The organism is Lentzea sp. NPDC042327, from assembly GCF_040647275.1.
Lineage (GTDB): Bacteria > Actinomycetota > Actinomycetes > Mycobacteriales > Pseudonocardiaceae > Lentzea.
In genome coordinates this window covers 25,378-41,798 of the sequence record NZ_JBEZBX010000025.1, presented here as the reverse complement: position 1 = coordinate 41,798, position 16,421 = coordinate 25,378, and the positions used below count along the sequence as shown (strand labels likewise).

At 70.1% G+C, this 16,421-nt stretch carries 12 protein-coding genes; 9 read left to right on the top strand and 3 right to left on the bottom strand.

What is annotated here, in order from left to right; all coding sequences use genetic code 11:
- Positions 1-9: 9 nt before the first annotated feature.
- The 3 genes from AB0A63_RS37925 to AB0A63_RS37915 form a co-directional block, all read right to left on the bottom strand.
- Positions 10-1,326, bottom strand: coding sequence for a cytosine permease (locus AB0A63_RS37925; RefSeq protein ID WP_360400688.1), 1,317 nt, complete (start codon positions 1,324-1,326; stop codon positions 10-12).
- 112 nt (positions 1,327-1,438) lie between these two features.
- Positions 1,439-2,071 carry a hypothetical protein gene (locus AB0A63_RS37920; RefSeq protein ID WP_360400685.1) on the bottom strand — a complete coding sequence of 211 codons (633 nt, stop codon included), beginning with the start codon at positions 2,069-2,071 and terminating at the stop codon, positions 1,439-1,441.
- A 62-nt stretch (positions 2,072-2,133) separates the two neighbouring features.
- On the bottom strand, positions 2,134-2,685 hold the full coding sequence (locus tag AB0A63_RS37915) for a hypothetical protein (RefSeq protein ID WP_360400682.1): 552 nt from the start codon (positions 2,683-2,685) through the stop codon (positions 2,134-2,136).
- 57 nt (positions 2,686-2,742) lie between these two features.
- Here AB0A63_RS37915 and AB0A63_RS37910 point away from each other — a divergent pair, with 57 nt between their 5' ends.
- From AB0A63_RS37910 to AB0A63_RS37870, 9 genes are all read left to right on the top strand, one after another.
- Positions 2,743-3,186 (top strand): YbaB/EbfC family nucleoid-associated protein, encoded by a 444-nt coding sequence (locus AB0A63_RS37910; protein ID WP_360400679.1) that lies wholly within the window; start codon positions 2,743-2,745, stop codon positions 3,184-3,186.
- Positions 3,183-3,491: a type VII secretion target gene (locus tag AB0A63_RS37905; RefSeq protein WP_360400676.1), complete on the top strand. Its 309-nt coding sequence runs from the start codon at positions 3,183-3,185 to the stop codon at positions 3,489-3,491. Before AB0A63_RS37910 ends, AB0A63_RS37905 begins: the two co-directional genes overlap by 4 nt.
- Entirely contained in the window at positions 3,488-4,807 is a 1,320-nt protein-coding gene (locus AB0A63_RS37900) for a PPE domain-containing protein (protein WP_360400673.1), read from the top strand. The genes AB0A63_RS37905 and AB0A63_RS37900 overlap by 4 nt, the downstream gene beginning before the upstream one ends.
- The gene (locus AB0A63_RS37895) at positions 4,804-5,736 is read left to right on the top strand and encodes a DUF6346 domain-containing protein (RefSeq protein ID WP_360400670.1); all 933 of its coding nucleotides are present in this window, start codon (positions 4,804-4,806) and stop codon (positions 5,734-5,736) included. Before AB0A63_RS37900 ends, AB0A63_RS37895 begins: the two co-directional genes overlap by 4 nt.
- An 842-nt stretch (positions 5,737-6,578) precedes the next feature.
- A complete protein-coding gene (locus AB0A63_RS37890) occupies positions 6,579-7,958 on the top strand; it encodes a DNA/RNA helicase domain-containing protein (RefSeq protein ID WP_360400667.1) in 1,380 nt (459 codons plus the stop codon).
- Positions 7,959-8,053: 95 nt separating this feature from the next.
- A complete protein-coding gene (locus AB0A63_RS37885) occupies positions 8,054-9,943 on the top strand; it encodes a DUF2075 domain-containing protein (RefSeq protein WP_360400664.1) in 1,890 nt (629 codons plus the stop codon).
- A 69-nt stretch (positions 9,944-10,012) separates the two neighbouring features.
- Positions 10,013-11,350 carry a TIGR02677 family protein gene (locus AB0A63_RS37880; protein ID WP_360400661.1) on the top strand — a complete coding sequence of 446 codons (1,338 nt, stop codon included), beginning with the start codon at positions 10,013-10,015 and terminating at the stop codon, positions 11,348-11,350.
- A complete protein-coding gene (locus AB0A63_RS37875) occupies positions 11,347-12,501 on the top strand; it encodes a TIGR02678 family protein (protein ID WP_360400658.1) in 1,155 nt (384 codons plus the stop codon). Before AB0A63_RS37880 ends, AB0A63_RS37875 begins: the two co-directional genes overlap by 4 nt.
- Positions 12,494-16,363 carry a TIGR02680 family protein gene (locus AB0A63_RS37870; RefSeq protein ID WP_360400655.1) on the top strand — a complete coding sequence of 1,290 codons (3,870 nt, stop codon included), beginning with the start codon at positions 12,494-12,496 and terminating at the stop codon, positions 16,361-16,363. Before AB0A63_RS37875 ends, AB0A63_RS37870 begins: the two co-directional genes overlap by 8 nt.
- The last annotated feature ends 58 nt before the right edge of the window (positions 16,364-16,421 follow it).

Genomic DNA, 16,421 nt, shown 5'->3' with positions numbered 1-16,421 from the left:
ACGAACCCCTCAGACAGCGGTCGCTTCCCCGGCCACCCTACGGTTCGTGGCACGCCTGCACCGCATGCGCAGCAGGTCCAACCGGCCAGCTGAGACGTAGAGCGCGAACGCGAGCAGGAGCGCGTTCACACTGGGCTGGCCGAACGGGACGAGCTCGCCGACGACGGCGGAGGCGGGCCAGATGACCACGGTCGCGGGCACCCACGACGGCGCCGACCTGGGCACGCGCGGCCGGGTGGAGATGATCTCGTTGCGCCACCGCCGCACCACGTAGTACTCGGCGATCATGATCCCGGCGACCGGCGGGAACACCACGCCGAGCAGCACCAGGAAGTGCGTGAACTGGTGCAGGATTCCCGCTGCGGCCAGGAAGCTGCCCGCGCAGCCGGCCACGACGGTCACCTGCGCCCGGCTGATCCGCCGGTCGAACACCGCGTCGAAGAAGTTGCCGAGCCCGAGCGAGGCGGAGCGGAGGTTCCAGTCGTTGACCTTCAGCACCACCGCGACGACGACCAGCACGCCGACCCAGCCGCCCGACCGGCTGACCGCGCCCATGACGTCGGTGGTGCCGAGCCCGTGCGCGAGGAGCACGCCCGCGCACCCGGCGACCCACTGCCCGGCCGTGACGCCGAGGACGGTCTGCTTCACCACGTCCGCCGTGGACCGGTTGAACCTGGTGGTGTCCGGCGCGATCGCGGCACCGAGGACGAAGCTGCCGACGACCAGCGTGACCGCGGTCGGCAGGCCGATCCCCGGTCCCGGCGCCGGTGCCGCCACCGCCGCGGGGACGTCGGCGACGTTCGCGTGCACGACCCAGAAGACGAGGAGGAGATAGGCGGGCACGGTCAGGTAGGCCGTCCACGCCCTCCACCGCACGCCGAAAGCGGCGATGACGGTGACCGCCAGCCCGAACACCAACGACCACACCGGCGCCGGCAGTCCCGCGACCCCGGCGAGCGCCACCCCGGCGAGCCCCGTCTGCACCCCGAACCACCCGGTGGCGGCGAGCGCGACGACCAGCCCGAGCACGGCCGACCCGGCGTGCCCGAACCCGGTCCAGCGGCTGAGGACCGCCGTGGGGAGCCCTTCCCGCTGCCCGATCACGCCGACCGCGATGGCGAGGACGTTGAGCAGCACGGCGCCGATCGTCAGCGCGAGGAACGCGTCCCAGAACTCCATGCCGAACCCGAGGGTCGCGCCCAGCAGCAACTGGCTCAGCGCGGAAGTCTGCCCGAAGCGCTGGGTCGCGACCGACAACCACGGGTGCCGCGCCTGGTCAGGGACACGGGTGAGGGTCTGGTCGTCATGTCCGAGAAGAGCGGCCATGATCGTCCCTCCGCCCTGTGATCGACAACTCGGACAGTAATGGCGGAGTCACGATCGAGCTACAGACAATCTGCACAGTCGGCCGAACCAGCACGTTGCGATTCGCACAGCCCTAATTCATGGCGAGCCCGATGCGCCTGCGCGCCACCAGCCGCGTGTGGTGCACGTCCGCGCTCACCGCGAGCCCCGGCCGCCGTTCGAACCGGTCGTAGCTGCGGGAAAGCAGCCAGTGCGCCGCTTCCGGTGGAATCGCCTGGAGCCGCACCTGCTCCTCCACCCGCGCCAGCGTCTCCTGCACCTGCCGCGTCAGGAACGCGTGCCGCGTGAGGCTCCCGCTGATTTCGTCGATCATGAAAACCATGGCGTGCGGCTCGTCGTCATAGGCATAGGTGCACATCAGTGCGAGATAGCCCGCGTCGATCGAGCGGTCCCCGATCCAGCACTCCCCGAACACGAGCCGCCCGAGGTCCCACGGCGGCCGTTCCTGCTCCCGCGCCGCCTCCCGCGCCCACGCCCCGACCCGTCCCGGCACCAGGTGCCCCAGCGCCGTGAGCAACGCCCCGCTGCGCCGGCTGGGCAGGTCGGCCAGGTGCCGGACGACGACCTCCCAGAACTGCTCGTCGTGCGCCACCGCCCCCACCGCGGCACTGACCCGCAGCTCGACCTCCAACGGGTCCGTGAGCTGCGGCAACGGCCGTCCGGCGGCCACCACCGCCTGCTGCACCGGGTTCAGCCTCGTCCGCACGGCCGGAGGTTAGCCCGATCGGCGCAACAGCACGCCGTTGTTGCTCCCCGGCGCCCCCTGGTTCACCACATCGTGATCACCGCGCGCAGCCCGTCGACCAGCACGTCCCCCGGAACCTCGAACCGCACCCCGCCCTGCGCGCCGATCACCACCACGACCGGTTCCGCGACCGCGTCGGCGACCACCGCCAGCTCGACCCCGCTGAACCGCTGCCAGTGCGGCGGCCAGTCCGGCGGCACCGCCTTCTCCGACGCGAACGCGTCGATGACGTTCCCGCGCATCACCACGTGCTCCCGCGCCCTGCGCGCCGGGTCCGCGGGCAGCACCAGCTCGGCGGCCAGCACCGCGTCGACCAGCTCCCGCTTCTCCGCCCGCCCGTGCTGCACGAGGTACATCAACGACTCCAGGTCGTTGTCGAAGACCAGCTCCTTCGCCCGGTACCGCGGGTTCGGCACGTACTGCCCGGTGATCTCCCCGCGTTCGTCGACGAGGTAGCGCCCGACCACCGCCTCGGCCACGACCCGGTCGTACGCGGGATCCACCACGTGCAACCAGTTGTTGGGCACGAGCCGCGCCCGTTCCCGCATCTCCCTCGTCACCAGCGGCATGAACATGCACGCATTGTGCCGAACCGTGCGCGGAGAGTCGTGAGGAATGAGAACATCCGAACCGTGACCGACCCGTACGAGTACCTCGCGTCCTTCGAACAGCGCCTCGCCCAGGCCCAGGAACAGGCCACCGCGATCCAGACCGCGTTCCGCGACTCCCGCACCGAAGCCCACAGCCCCGACGGCTCGGTCGCCGTCACCGTCGGCTCCGGCGGCCGCATCGAGTCCCTGCACCTCACCCCGCGCGCCGACGACCTCGGCCACACCACCCTGGCCCGCACCATCATGGACACCATCCGCCGCGCCCAGGTCGAAGCCGCCCGCAAGATCGAGACCACCCTCCAGCCCGTCCTCGGCGACGGCGAGGGCATGGCCTTCCTGCGCGAACAGATCGACCGGGGCATCGCCGTGATCGACCCGGCGGGCACCGTCTCCGAACCACCCGGCCGCCCTGCCCCGCCGCAGGGCGACGACGACGACTTCGGCGGGAACTCGGTGCTGCGATGACCGGAGGATTCGCCGCCCGGTCCGATGCGATCGCCGCGCACGGCAAACAGTTGGTCAACGCCGTCGCGCCGTCGCTGCAGGAGGTCGTGACGGCCTCCCAGACCAGTCTCGGCCCGAACGTGATGGGCGAGCTCTGCCAGGCCTACGCGTTCATCTTCAACGACGAGCTGGACAAGGCGAAGCAGCTGGTCGGCCTGCTGCCCGCCGTCGTGGAGGCGACCGGCGACCAGCTCGGCAAGACCGCGGAGCTCTACCAGAACACCGACACCGGCAACGCAGGCTCGTTGGAAGGGCTGCACCAGTGAGCGAACCGCTGATCGCGAAGGTCCAGGACGACACGAAGGGGCTCACCGGGGCAGGCCCGTTCGACTCCCTCGAGGACGTGGCGCGCGACGTCGTCCTGCCGTTCCAGGAGGGGAAGGGCCTGGACCCGACGGCACTCGGCATCGACGCCGCCGCGGCCGTGATGGACGTGGCCGGCCTGATGGCCGACCCGCTGGGCACCCTGGCCGCGTCGGTCGTCGGCTGGATCATCGAGAACGTCGACTTCGTCCGCGAGCCGTTCGACAAGCTGGCAGGTGACCCACCCGCCATCGAGGCCGCCGCGACCACCTGGGAGAACATCGCCAAGCGCCTCGGCGAGGAGAGGGACGGGTACCAGACCCAGCTCTCCTCCCTCGGTGGCTGGACCGGTCCCGCCGCGGACACCTACCGGATGCGCTGCTCCGTGCTCATCGGCAGCCTCCACCAGACGTCCGAAGCGGCAGCGGCGGTGGCGAACAAGATCAAGGTCGCGGGCGTCTGCGTGGCCGCGACGAGGACCCTGGTCCGCGACCTGATCGCCGAGCTCGCCGGCACCCTCCTGGCCTGGGGCATTCCCGCCGCCGCGGCAGCCGTTCCCACCGCGGGCGCCTCGGTCGCCGCCTTCATCACCCGCGCGGTGACGAAGGCGATCTCCATCGGCACCAAGATCATGAAGTTCCTGACGAAGCTGTTCAAGGCGCTCGACAAGCTTGGCGGACTCGCCAAGGCCGCCGGCGACGTCATGCGCAAGAAGGCCGACGAGCTGGCCGCCCTCGGCAAGTCGATGCCGAACTCGCCCTTTGGCAACCAACGCGCCGGGGAACTCGCGCACGACGCCGCGACGCGGACCTCCCGCGCCGACGGCCTCGACGAGCTCGGCGACAACCTGACCGACGCCGGCACCCGGATTCGCGAGTCCGCCGACAACGCCATGACCAGGGTGGACGACTGGGCGCAGCGCACCAGCCAGAAGGTCGACGACTGGGCAGCCCGCGTGAAGGAGAACGGTCCCAGCCGCAAGCAGGCGATCAAGGACTACTACGAGCGCATGAACCAGCCACCCCTGAGCACACGCCGTGACGACTTGCCCGACCCGCGGACAGCGGTGCAGAACGCGGGTGACCGCATCGACGCACCGCTCAGCAAGGGCCTGCTCGACGGCCAGAACTGGGTCCGCGCCGTTTCGAGCCGCGACATCAGCCACCTCATGCCGAACTGGGGCGACCTGATCGCTCCCACCAAGGAAGGCATGAAGGAGCACAACAACATGTTCGTCGCCGACGACAAGCAGAAGTGGGATGAGAAGGACCGCAGGTGACGAAGTACCGCAAACGCAGCTTCGCCCTCGCGTGGCTCGTCTTCTGCCTTTACGGCGCGGCGTTCCTCGGCAGCTACTGGGCTGACGCGAGCGACGAGGGCAAAGCGGTCGCAACAGCGGACGACATCCAGTGCTCCCGCAACTGGTTCCTGCTCGGCACCCGCTGGAGCTGCTCGGCGACCGTGACCGACGCGGACGGCGCGCAGTACCGCTTCACCAGCGACTCGTCCCTGCTGACCCCGGCGGACATCGGCACCGAGGTCGCGATGGAGAAGTTCACCTCGAAGAAGTCGCCACCGACCTTCACCACCGCACGGGCCGAGTTCGCCCCGATGCCGTGGAACCTCGTCGGCACGCTGGCCTTCATCGCCCTCGGCATCGCCGGCCTCGTCGTGCTGTGGCCACGTGACCGCCTCGGCTGGCCGAAGACCCGCGAGGCACGTCTCGCTGAAGCCCGCCGCCTCCGCGCGCAATGGCCGAAGAACCTCGCTATCGGCGCGCTGGGGCTCTACGGCGCGTTCTTCGTGCACGGCGTCTTCGTCGCCTCGCACATCGACGACAACGGCATCGTCGCCCTTCCCACCGACGGCACCGGCGTCGTCCAGTCCTGCGGCCGCGACTGGCGCTACCTCGGCGCGGTTCGGCGCTGCACCGTCGACGTCACCTCGAAGACCGGTGCCAGGACCACGGAGTCGATCACCTGGTTCACTCCCGGTGACCGCGGTGAGCAAAAGCCGGTGACGCTGGTGGACGGCGCCTGGGAAGCCGTCGACCAGCCCTACGAGAACCGGTTCGCCAAGGCATTCACGGTGCTCCTGCTCCTCGTCGGCACGGTGGTCGCCAAGCCGCTGACCAACCTCCAGATGGCCCGGCGCCTGGAGAACACCGCCCCCGAACGCGACGCGCTGAACCAAAAGTTCCTGTCGTGATCAGGAGAATCAACGACGAAGCGGCCTACGGCACAGAAATGCGGGTATACGCGTAAGACATCCAAGCCACGTACTTTGTCGCGGTTGACGATCTGCCTCGACAAAGCGGATCGGCGCGGACACGAGGCGTGCTGCACCATCAAGATCCGCGAGGCGTTCCAGCAAGTGCGCGGTCGACGTCGGTGTGCAACTGTGCGCATTCGATCAACATCGCCGCGCGTCACCTAGCCGGCTTCCCCAGAACCACCACCTGTCTGTCACTGGTTGCTACCTCACCGCTTTCCCTCCATCACTCGTTTGGGTATAACCTGATCGGGTGACTGCGGTCACGTTGAGCAATAGCGGGGGAACTGGTGCCACTGGTATGGGGCAAAGCTGCGGATCTGTTGCAGGAGTCGCGGCAGGACAAGCTGCACTCACGCCTGGGCAAGGCTTACTCCGCGACCTACTTCAGGTCGTTCAGCGCGGGCGAGTACCGGTCGTGGCAGCACAGCCTCAAGGCGCTGTTGGAAGCGTTGGCCGAGGCAGGACTGAGCAACAGCCACGTGCTGCTGGAACACTCGCTGCCGCGTTCGTCACTGCGGGTCGATGCCATCGTGTGCGGCGTCAACCCGGGCACAGGTCGTCCCTCTTACGTCTTCGTCGAGCTGAAGCAGTGGAGCCACGTGCACTCGGTCGAGGGCGTTCTCGTCCGGCAGCACAAGAATGATGAGCTCAGGTTGCACCCAGCGGACCAGGTGCGGGACTACTGCCGCTACGTCTGCCATTCGATCCAGCTGGTGGCGGAGGAGAAGGAGCTCGTCAGCGGACTCGCCTACCTGCACAACGCGAGTCGGCGAGACGTGGGACCGCTGCAGCAGTACACCCCCGATCGCTGGGGTCGGATGTACACGAAAGACGACCGGTCCGAGTTGCTGCGGGATCTGGCCCTGCTGCTCGACCGACAGCGCGGTCATGAGGAGAACGTCATCGCCGCGGAGCGGTTCCTGAAGTACCCGGCGCGGCCTTCCGCGCAGTTCGTCGAGATCGCCAAGGACGCAATCCACCGGCGTGAGCTGCTGCCGCTGGTGGATCAGCAGATGGCCGCCTACCAGCTGGTGCGGGATGCGCTGACCACGGCGAACGAGGGAGTCCGCAAGAAAGTCGTGGTCGTCGTGGGAGGACCCGGCTCCGGCAAGAGTGCGATCGCCTTGAGCCTGCTGGGCAGCCTCGAGGAACTCGACATGCGCGGGTATCACGCGACGGGCTCCAGGTCGTTCACCGAGACCTTGCGACGCAACCTCGACCCGGAGCGCCGCACGGGAGTCTGGCACCTCTTCAAGTACAACAACAACTTCCGCGAGAATCGCAATCACGGCGTCGACATCATCGTCAGCGACGAAGCACAGCGGCTGCGCCGCTCGAGCACTCCACCGGGATCCAGGAGGAGCGACGAGAACGCGGAACCCCAGATCAAGGAACTGATCACGGCGGCGCGCGTGCCCGTCTTCCTGCTCGACGAGAACCAGCGGGTGCGGGCCGACGAGGTCGGATCCGTAGCCGAGATCACGAGAGTCGCCCACGAGCTCGGCTGTGAGGTCGAAGAGATCAACCTGCGTGGGCAGTTCCGGTGCGGCGGCAGTGCCGCGTTCGACCGGTGGGTCGACTGCCTGCTCGGGATCGTCGACGAGCCACCCGTCGCCTGGTCAGACCTCGCCTCCGATGATCGATTCGAGGTCCACGTCGGTGACAGCCCACGCGACATGGAGAACTGGCTCCGCGAGCGCAAGAAGGACCGCCAACGGGCACGCATGACCGCGGGCTTCTGCTGGGACTGGCCGTTCGATCGCCGTGCGGAAGAACCCGACATCCAGATCGGGGACTGGCGGCGGTGGTGGAACTTCCGCGAGCCCCAGGAGGATGGGCCCGACCACACCTACTGGGCCACGGAGGAGGGATCACGGCAGCAGGTCGGCTGCGTCTACACCGCTCAGGGGTTCGAGTACGACTGGGCCGGGGTGATCTTCGGTCCCGACCTCGTCTGGCGCGGCGACCGGTGGGTCGCACAACGACACAGGTCCTTCGACCAGAAGGCGAAGAAGGATCCGGGGTTGTTTCCCGAGTTGGTGCGCAACGCCTATCGCGTGCTGCTGACCAGGGGCATGCGCGGCGTCACCATGTTCTCCGTCGACCCGGTGACCCAAGACCACCTTCGGGCGATGGTCGGTCAGCCGAGGAGCTGATCAGCTAACCTCGGGTCGCGGCCCGCCAGGCACCGGACCCCGTAGCTGCCTCCACCCGCGTGTGGATCACGCATGCCCAGGTGGGGGAACGAAGAGTGGCTCTCGTCCGCAGGAGCGCCCAGTCGCTGCTCGAAGACGCGCTGGCAGACCGACTGCACAAGCTGCTGGAAGACCAAGCCCGGATCCAGTTCGAGGCCGGTGTGAGCGCCGGCGAGGTGCGGTCCTGGCAGAACAGCCTGCCCGCCTTCCTCCACGACCTCGTCGACGCGGGTCTCGGCCACGTCGAGGTGCTGCTGGAGCACAAGCTGCCGCACAGTCCGAAGCGGGTGGACGTGGTGCTCTGCGGCCGGAACCCTCGGCACGGCAGGCCTTCGTACGTGCTCGTCGAGCTGAAGCAGTGGTCGAAGGCGGAGCCGTACGGCGACGACCTGGTCAAGGTCGAGTTCTACGCCCAGCCCGTCCTGCACCCGCTCGAACAGGTCCGGCGGTACCGCGAGTACCTGGTGGACTCGACGCCCGCCCTCGCCGACCAACCGGACTCGGTGCACGGAGTGGCCTACCTGCACAACGCCCGGAAAGCCGGCGTTTGGAACATCACGCGCTACGAGGTCGACGAGTTCGGTGAGCTCTACACGCTCGACAACAAGAACGAGCTGGTCAACCGGCTCCGCACGTTGCTCGACACCGACGCCGCGACGCGCGACGGTGCTCGTGAGGCCGCCGACGAGTTCCTCGCGATGCGGCACGCACCCTCGAAGCCACTGCTCACCGTTGCGGCAAAAGAGATCCAGGAACGCGAGCAGTTCGTGTTGCTGGACGAGCAGCAGGTCGCGTACAGCCTGGTCCGCAGGGCGGTGGAGAGGGCACGTGCATCGCGCAAGCAGACCGTGGTGATCGTGCTGGGTGGCCCCGGCTCCGGCAAGAGCGTCATCGCGCTGAGCCTGCTCGGCGAGCTCGCGCGGCAGGGCCGGGAGGTGCTGCACGCGACGGGTTCCTCGTCGTTCACCAGCACGATGCGCAAGCACGCCGGCAGCCGCAACCGGCGGGTGCAGGCGATGTTCAAGTACTTCAACAACTTCATCGACGCCGATCCGCTCGACCTGGACGTCCTCATCTGCGACGAGGCCCACCGCATCCGCGAGACCAGCCTCAACCGCTACACGAAGCGAGAGGTCCGGGTGAAGGCGCGCAGGCAGATCGAGGAGCTGATCGACGCCGCCAGGGTGCCGGTGTTCCTGCTCGATGAGAACCAAACGGTGCGGCCCGGCGAGATGGGGTCCAGGGTGGAGGTCGAGGCCGCGGCCGAGGCGGCGGGGTGTGACGTGCAGGTGGTAACCCTCGGCGGACAGTTCCGTTGCGGCGGATCGGAGTTCTTCGACGCGTGGGTCGCCAGGCTGCTCGGCGTCACGGGCAAGGCTGCGCAGTGGTCGGAGCTGGTGACGCGCACCGATGACGAGTTCGTGGTCCGCAGCGCCGAGTCGCCGCGCGAAATGGAGTCGTGGCTGCTCGCCCGGCAGGCCGAGGCCGGTGGAACCGCGCGCATCGCGGCCGGGTACTGCTGGAGGTGGAGCGACCCCGTGGTGGAGAACGGGGTGAAGGTGCTGGTGCCGGACGTACGGATCGGCGAATGGCACCGGCCGTGGAACGCCAAACCCGAACAGCGCGTTCCTGACGTACCGGCGTCGCACTTCTGGGCCAGCGACGAACGCGGGTTCGGGCAGGTCGGCTGCATCTACACCGCCCAGGGGTTCGAGTACGACTGGGCGGGCGTGATCTTCGGGAAGGACTTCGTCTGGCGGAACGACCACTGGGAGGCGCGGCGCGAGCACTCGCACGACCCCGCGGTGAAGAAGGCTGACGATCTCCAGTTCGCCCGGCTGGTCCGCAACACCTACAAAGTGCTGCTCACCAGGGGCATGCGCGGTGTCTGCGTCTATTCCGAGGACGAGGAGACCCAGGACCACCTGCGGTCGATGGCGCAGTGACGCGAACTATCGCCTGACAGCCCACGATGTCACCCGGAAGAAGTAGGCGCACCCGCTACGGTGGTGCAGGTGACGACGTTTCCGACGGTGCCCGCGGACCTGTTCCGCTTCACCACGGCGCCGAACGCGGAGCTGCACACCGCGGTCCTCCACGTGTTCGGCGAGGCGGCCGAGCGCCTTGAGACCGCTCTCACCACCGACGACCTCCACGAGGAGCTGCGCAGGACGCACCGCCCGGTCGGCGACGAGGAGCTGAAGACCGCTCTCGGGAACCTCGGGCGGTGGGGGCTCACGGAGACGGTCCAGCGGCACGCCGCGCACTTCACGACCGCGGCCGAGTACGAGCGCCACAACGTCGTCCACGTCCTGACCCGCCACGGCGAGGCCGCCGTCGCCGCCACCAGGGAAGCGCTGAGGACGATCACGAGCCGTGGCGCGCTCGACGCCACCCACCTCGACGCCATCGCCGACCGCCTCGAAGCGCTGGCCGCCGCCGAGACGCGCACGAAGGCGACGCTCCGGGAGCTCGAAGCGCACCTGGACGCGTTCCGCACGGACATCGTGCTCTTCGTCGGCGAGCTGCAGCGCGGGGAGCACGTGCCCACCGCCGACACCGTCGGCCACCTGCAGGGGTTCGTCGAGGACCTGGACGCGCGCAAGGACCGCATCCGCCGCGCGCTCGCCGGGCTCACCCGTGATGACCTGCACGAACGCGTCGAGGAGCTCACCGCCTGGTCGCGGCGGCTCGACCGGCTCGAGGACGTCGTCCGCGCCGCCATCGTCGACTTCCTCGGCAAGCTCGACCGGATCGGCGAGCAGCGCCGCAAACCCACCAACACCGCCGCCGACTTCCGGGCGCTCGCGAGCTGGTTCGCGCGCACGAGCGACGACGACGAGGCGCACGCGCTGTTCAACGCGGCGTTCGGGTTGTGGCCGGCCAGGCACGCGCACCTGCAGCACGCGGACGGCGAGCTGATCCCGAGCGCGGAGCCGTGGCACAACACGCCCGCGGTGCCGGTGTCGCCGCAGCTGCGCAAGTCCGGCAGGCAGGAGCACATCGGCGCGACCGGCAAGGTCCGCGACGTCGAGCAGATCCGCCGGGCGCGCAAGGAGCAGGCGCAGCGGGAGCGGCAGCAGCTGGAGCTCGCCTGGCAGCAGCTGCAGACCGACGGCCCGATCCGGATCTCCAGCCTGCAGGAGCTCGACCACGACACGTTCGACCGGCTGCTCGACCTCGTCGGCAGGGCGCTCGGGGCGATGCCGGACAGCACGGGCACCCGCGCGGCCTCCACCAGTGACGGCCGGGTGCACATCAGGCTGCGCAACGCCCGCGGGTGGGCGAAGATCACCACGCAGAGGGGTACGTTGAGCGGCCCGGACTACGTGATCGAAGTGCAGCGCCGATGAGCCGGACCGGGAACCAGCTCGCGCGGTTGGAGAGCGAGGAGGTGGCGCGTGGCATCAGGATGCTGCTCGCGAGCCCGTTGCTGACCGCCGCGCTCGAACCGGACGGGTTCGACCTGGTGCGCCACCGCCGGGAGCCGATCACGAAGTGGTTCGACTACTACTGCGGCTGGCGGCTGCACGTCGAGCCGCGCGCCGGGTACGCCCGGCTGACCAAGACCACGCAGCGGCCCGACCCGACCCGGCCGGCGCGGCGTGCGCGGTCGGGACGGGCGCCGTTCGACCGCCGCCGCTACACGCTGCTGTGCGTGGTGTGCGCGGAGTTGCTGGCCGGTCCGGCGACGACGATCGGCCTGCTCGCCGACCGCGTGCGGCAGACGACCGCGCTGGAGGGGTTGCCGGTGTTCGACCCGTCCCGCCGGGACGAGCGGTCGGCGTTCGTGGACGTGCTGCTGTTCCTCGAACAGCACGGTGCCGCACGGCCGGTCGACGGCAAGGCGGAGAGCTTCCTCGACCAGCCCGGCGCGAAGGTGCTGTACCGGGTGGACGCCGCGCTCGTCACCCGGCTGCTCGCCGCGCCCGTCGCACCGTCCACAGTGGATAGCATTGAGGGCCTGACCCGGGAGAACCGCCACGAGGACAGCTCGGCGGTCCAGCGCACGACCTGGACCCGGCACTCGGTGCTGCGGCGGCTGGTCGACGATCCGGTCGTGTACCGCGACGAGCTCACCGAGGACCAGCGTGCGTTCCTGGCCTCGCCGAGCGGGCGCAAGCTCGTGCACACCGCGGTCGGCATCGCCGGGTGCACGCTGGAGGAGCGCGCGGAGGGCTTCCTGGTCGTCGACGCCGACGCGATCGCGACGGACACGCGGTTCCCCGATGACGACGACCACGCCAAGGTCGCCGCGCTGGTCCTGCTCGACCGGCTCGCGCGGGGCGACGCGACCGAGGACGACCTGGTCGCGGAGACCGACGAGCTGCTGACCCGGTTCCCCAACTGGGCCAAGGCCTACCGTTCGGACGGCGGCGCCGCCCGGCTCGCGCAGGACGGGCTCGCGCTGCTGCGGGCGTTCGGGCTGGCCCGCGTCGAGGACGGCAACGTGAGCAGGCTGCCCGCGGCAGCCAGGTACGCGGTCGAGGAGCTGCATGACTGACCGGTGGCAACCCAGCCGCGCCGGCATCATCAACGTCTGGCGCTACTACGACGAGATCTTCACCTTCCACGAGGGCCGGCTGCTGCTCAGGGGCCCGAACGGCACCGGCAAGTCGAAGGCGCTCGAACTGCTGCTGCCGTACCTGTTCGACGCGAACCTGCGCCCGCACCGCCTGTCGACGTTCGGCAGCGCGGACCGCACCATGCACTGGAACCTCATGGGCGAGGGTGTGCACGGCAGCACCCGCGTGGGCTATGTGTGGCTGGAGTTCCAGCAGGGCGAGCGCTGGTTCACCTGTGGCGCGCGATTGCAGGCGACCACGAACACCAACAACGTCACCACGCACTACTTCACCACCGACCAGCGCGTCGGCGACCTGGCGCTGGTCAACGAGGCCGGACGGCCGCTGACCAGCTCCGACCTCGCGACCGCGATCGGTGAGCACGGCGCCGTGCACCCGTCTCCGGCCGAGTACCGCGACACGGTCCGCACGACGTTGTTCCCCGGCGTGAGCGAGCAGCGCTACGACTCGTTGATCACGGCCCTGCTGCAGCTGCGCACGCCGAAGCTGTCCGAGCGGCTCGACCCGAGCGTGCTGTCGACGTTGCTGTCCAGGGCACTTCCGCCGCTGGACACCACTGAGCTCGGGGAGATCGCCGAGGGCTTCGAGCTGCTCGACGGGCAACGCGAGGAGCTGCGGCGGCTCAACGAGGAGATCGCCACGGCCGACGTGCTCGCCGCACGTCAACGCACCTATGCCCAGCGCGTGCTGCGTGCGGCGGCCACGGCGCTGACGTCCGCCGAGGCGGAGCTGGCCGAACGCACCCGTGCCGCCGAGGAGAGCGAGCAGCGCTACCACCAGCAGGTCTCCTACGTGGAGCAGAACGCGGAGCAGCTCACCGCCCTGATCGCGGAGGCGAGCGGGGTCGAGGCTGAGATCACCGGCATCACCGAGCTGCCCGCCTACCGGAAGGGCAAGCAGGTCGACCGGCTGCGCCGCCAGCTCGACACCGCGAGCGCGTGGGCCGCCGCTGCCGCCGCGCACGCCGAGAAGCTGCGCGCCCGTGCCGCCGAGGACGCCGACCGGGCGGCCGCGGCCAGGTCCACGGCCGCTGACCGGGCCGAGCACCTGCGCAAGTCCGCCACCGAGGCCGAGCACGCCGCCGAACGCGCGGGCATGCCGTCGGTGTTCGGCGAGCTCGACCGCGGCACCGACGTGCGAGTGCAACGCCAGCTGCTCGACGCGGCCGTCGACGCCAGGACCGCGCAGGTCGCCGACGTGCGGCGGGTGCTCCTCGCGCACGAGGTGGCCCTGCACGTGCAGAAGGCGGCGCAGCAGCGGCTGGAGGAGACCCGCGACGAGCTGGCGCAGGCCGAGCAGGCGGAGGTCCAGGGGCAGAAAGCGCACGAGCAAGCGTTTGCGCGCTTCGCGGAGGAGTTCGCGACGTGGGCCCGCGGCTGCTCCGAGCTGACGCTGGCCGACCCCACCGAGATCGTGCCCTCCGCCGTCGTGGAGGCCGCCGCGCTGGCCCGTGAGGAGTTCGCACGCGCCGAGGCGACGTTGCACGAGAGCCGCAACGCGCTGAACCGGCAGCTCTCGCAGTACAACGCCATCCGCGAGAAGCTGGCCAACCAGGTCGACGTGCCACCTCCGGCGCCTTACACCCGCGACCTCGACCACCGGATGACGGCCGCGGGCACCCCGCTGTGGCGTCTCGTCGAGTTCCACCCGGACGTGCCCACCCCGGTGCGCGGGTCCGTCGAGGCGGCACTGGAGGCGTCCGGCCTGCTCGACGCGTGGCTCACGCCGGTCAACTCGTACGGCCTGAGCGACGAGGACCGCTTCGCCGAGCCCCTGCTGGCCGCGCCCGCACCCGGCCGCACTCTGCTCGACGTGCTGACCAGCGAGGACAACCGCGCCCGGCAGCTGCTCGAAGGCATCGCGTTCGGTGAGACCGCGACCGGTCACACGGCGGCGATCGGCGCCGACGGTTCGTGGCGGCTCGCGGCGGCCCACGGTCGCTGGACCAAGCCGGAGCCCACCTACATCGGTACCTCGGCACGGGAGCGGGGCCGTTCCCGGCGCATCGCCGAGCTCACCGCGTCGATCGAGGAGCTCGCCACCGACCTCTCCGGCCTCGACGCGGCCCTGTCGCTGCTGTCCGTGCGCCGCGCGACCCTGGCCGGTGAGATCGCCCGCCAGCCCAGCCACGACCCCCTGGAGCTCGCCGAGGAGCAGCGCACGCGCGCCCAGCTCCGTTGTGCCGCGCGGAAAGACGCCGTCGCCGCCGCGACCACCCGGTGCGCGGAGGCCGACCTCGCCGTCACCGAGGCCCTGCGCGCCGTGACCGCGCTGGCGACCGACCTGCCCACGACCGAGCAGGGGCTCGACGCGGTCCTGGCCGCGGTCGCGACGTTCCGCACCACGGGCCAGCGCTGGCTGGACGACCGCCTCGACGCGGCCGCCGCCGAAGCACTGGCCGCCGACGCCGTGGCCCGCGCGGCCACCAGCGCCGAGCTCGCGGAGGAGGCCTCCGACTCCGCCGCGACGCAGCAGCAGGAGGCCGAGGGGCTCGCGATCGTCCTGGAGACCGTCGAACGCTCCTCCGGCGCCGAGTACCAGGAGCTGGACCAGCAGCTCGTCACGTTGCGCGCGCAGGCCCGTTCACTGCTCGACTCGCAGGAGGCGTTGCGGCACAAGCAGACCTCGCTCGCGCGCGTCCTCGGCACGTGGGAGGAACGCCGCAAGGCCGACACCGCCCGCGCCTTCGAGGCCACCACGGCCCGTGACGCCGCGAGGACCCGGTTCGGCCACCTGATCGGCAGCCGGCTGCCCGCCGACGCCCTCGTGTCCACATCGGACGCCGCGGGGCTCGTCGAGGAGCTGGCGGACGTCCCGTTCGAACAACGCCTGATCCGCGACGCCGAGGCCCAGCTCAACAACACCGTGCACGACGCACGCCACCAGCTCGCCGGCCGCGTCGACCTCTCCCTCGAACCCGACGACGACGTCACCCTGCTCACCGCCACCGTGAACGGCGTGAGCACCGGCGCCTCCGGCCTGCTGGCCACCCTGCGCTCCGACCGCGACCGCATGCTCGCGCACATCGCCGACAGCGAGCACGCCCTCTTCGACCAGCTCCTCACCGGCGACACCCGCCGTCACCTCGCCCAGCGCATCAGCTCCACCATCGACCTCGTCGACACGATGAACCAGCGCCTGGAGCGCGTGCAGACCGCGTCGAACATCCGCGTGCAGCTCGTTTGGCAGGTGGACCCGCAACTCCCCCTCGGCACCTACGAGGCCCGCGACCTCCTGCTCCGCGACCCCTCCGGCCTCAGGGACGACGAACGCGCGACCCTGCACCAGTTCTTCCGCGAGCGCGTAGAAGAGGCACGCGCCCACGGCACCGCGACAGGCTGGGAACAACAGCTCGCCCAGGTCCTCGACTACACGACCTGGCACCAGTTCGTGGTGAAGGTCGACCGCGGCGACGGCTGGATCCCCGTCACCAAACGCGTCCACGGCGCCCTGTCCGGCGGCGAGAAGGCCATCGTCCTGCACCTCCCGCTGTTCGCCGCGGCTGCCGCCCACTACCAGGCCACCCCGACCGCACCTCGCCTGATCCTGCTCGACGAGGTCTTCGTCGGCGTCGACGCCACGAACCGGGGCCAACTCCTGGAGCTGCTCGTCGCGTTCGACCTCGACCTGGTCCTCACCTCGGACCACGAGTGGTGCGACTACCAGGAGCTCAGCGGCATCGCGATCCACCAGCTGACCACGGGCACCGACGGCGACGACGCGGTGACGACGGTGCGGTTCACGTGGGACGGCCACAGCCTGCAACCGGACGAGTCGTGACCTGGGGGTGAGAGCGCTTCCAGGTGGTGTTGCGGCGGTTCCCGGAACTCGTGCTCGC

Bases quoted from the DNA above. Each gene is read 5' to 3' on its own strand.
- AB0A63_RS37915 (WP_360400682.1), bottom strand. From the start codon at position 2,685: ATGTTCATGCCGCTGGTGACGAGGGAGATGCGGGAACGGGCGCGGCTC.
- AB0A63_RS37925 (WP_360400688.1), bottom strand. From the start codon at position 1,326: ATGGCCGCTCTTCTCGGACATGACGACCAGACCCTCACCCGTGTCCCT.
- AB0A63_RS37875 (WP_360400658.1), top strand. From the start codon at position 11,347: ATGAGCCGGACCGGGAACCAGCTCGCGCGGTTGGAGAGCGAGGAGGTG.
- AB0A63_RS37905 (WP_360400676.1), top strand. From the start codon at position 3,183: ATGACCGGAGGATTCGCCGCCCGGTCCGATGCGATCGCCGCGCACGGC.
- AB0A63_RS37870 (WP_360400655.1), top strand. From the start codon at position 12,494: ATGACTGACCGGTGGCAACCCAGCCGCGCCGGCATCATCAACGTCTGG.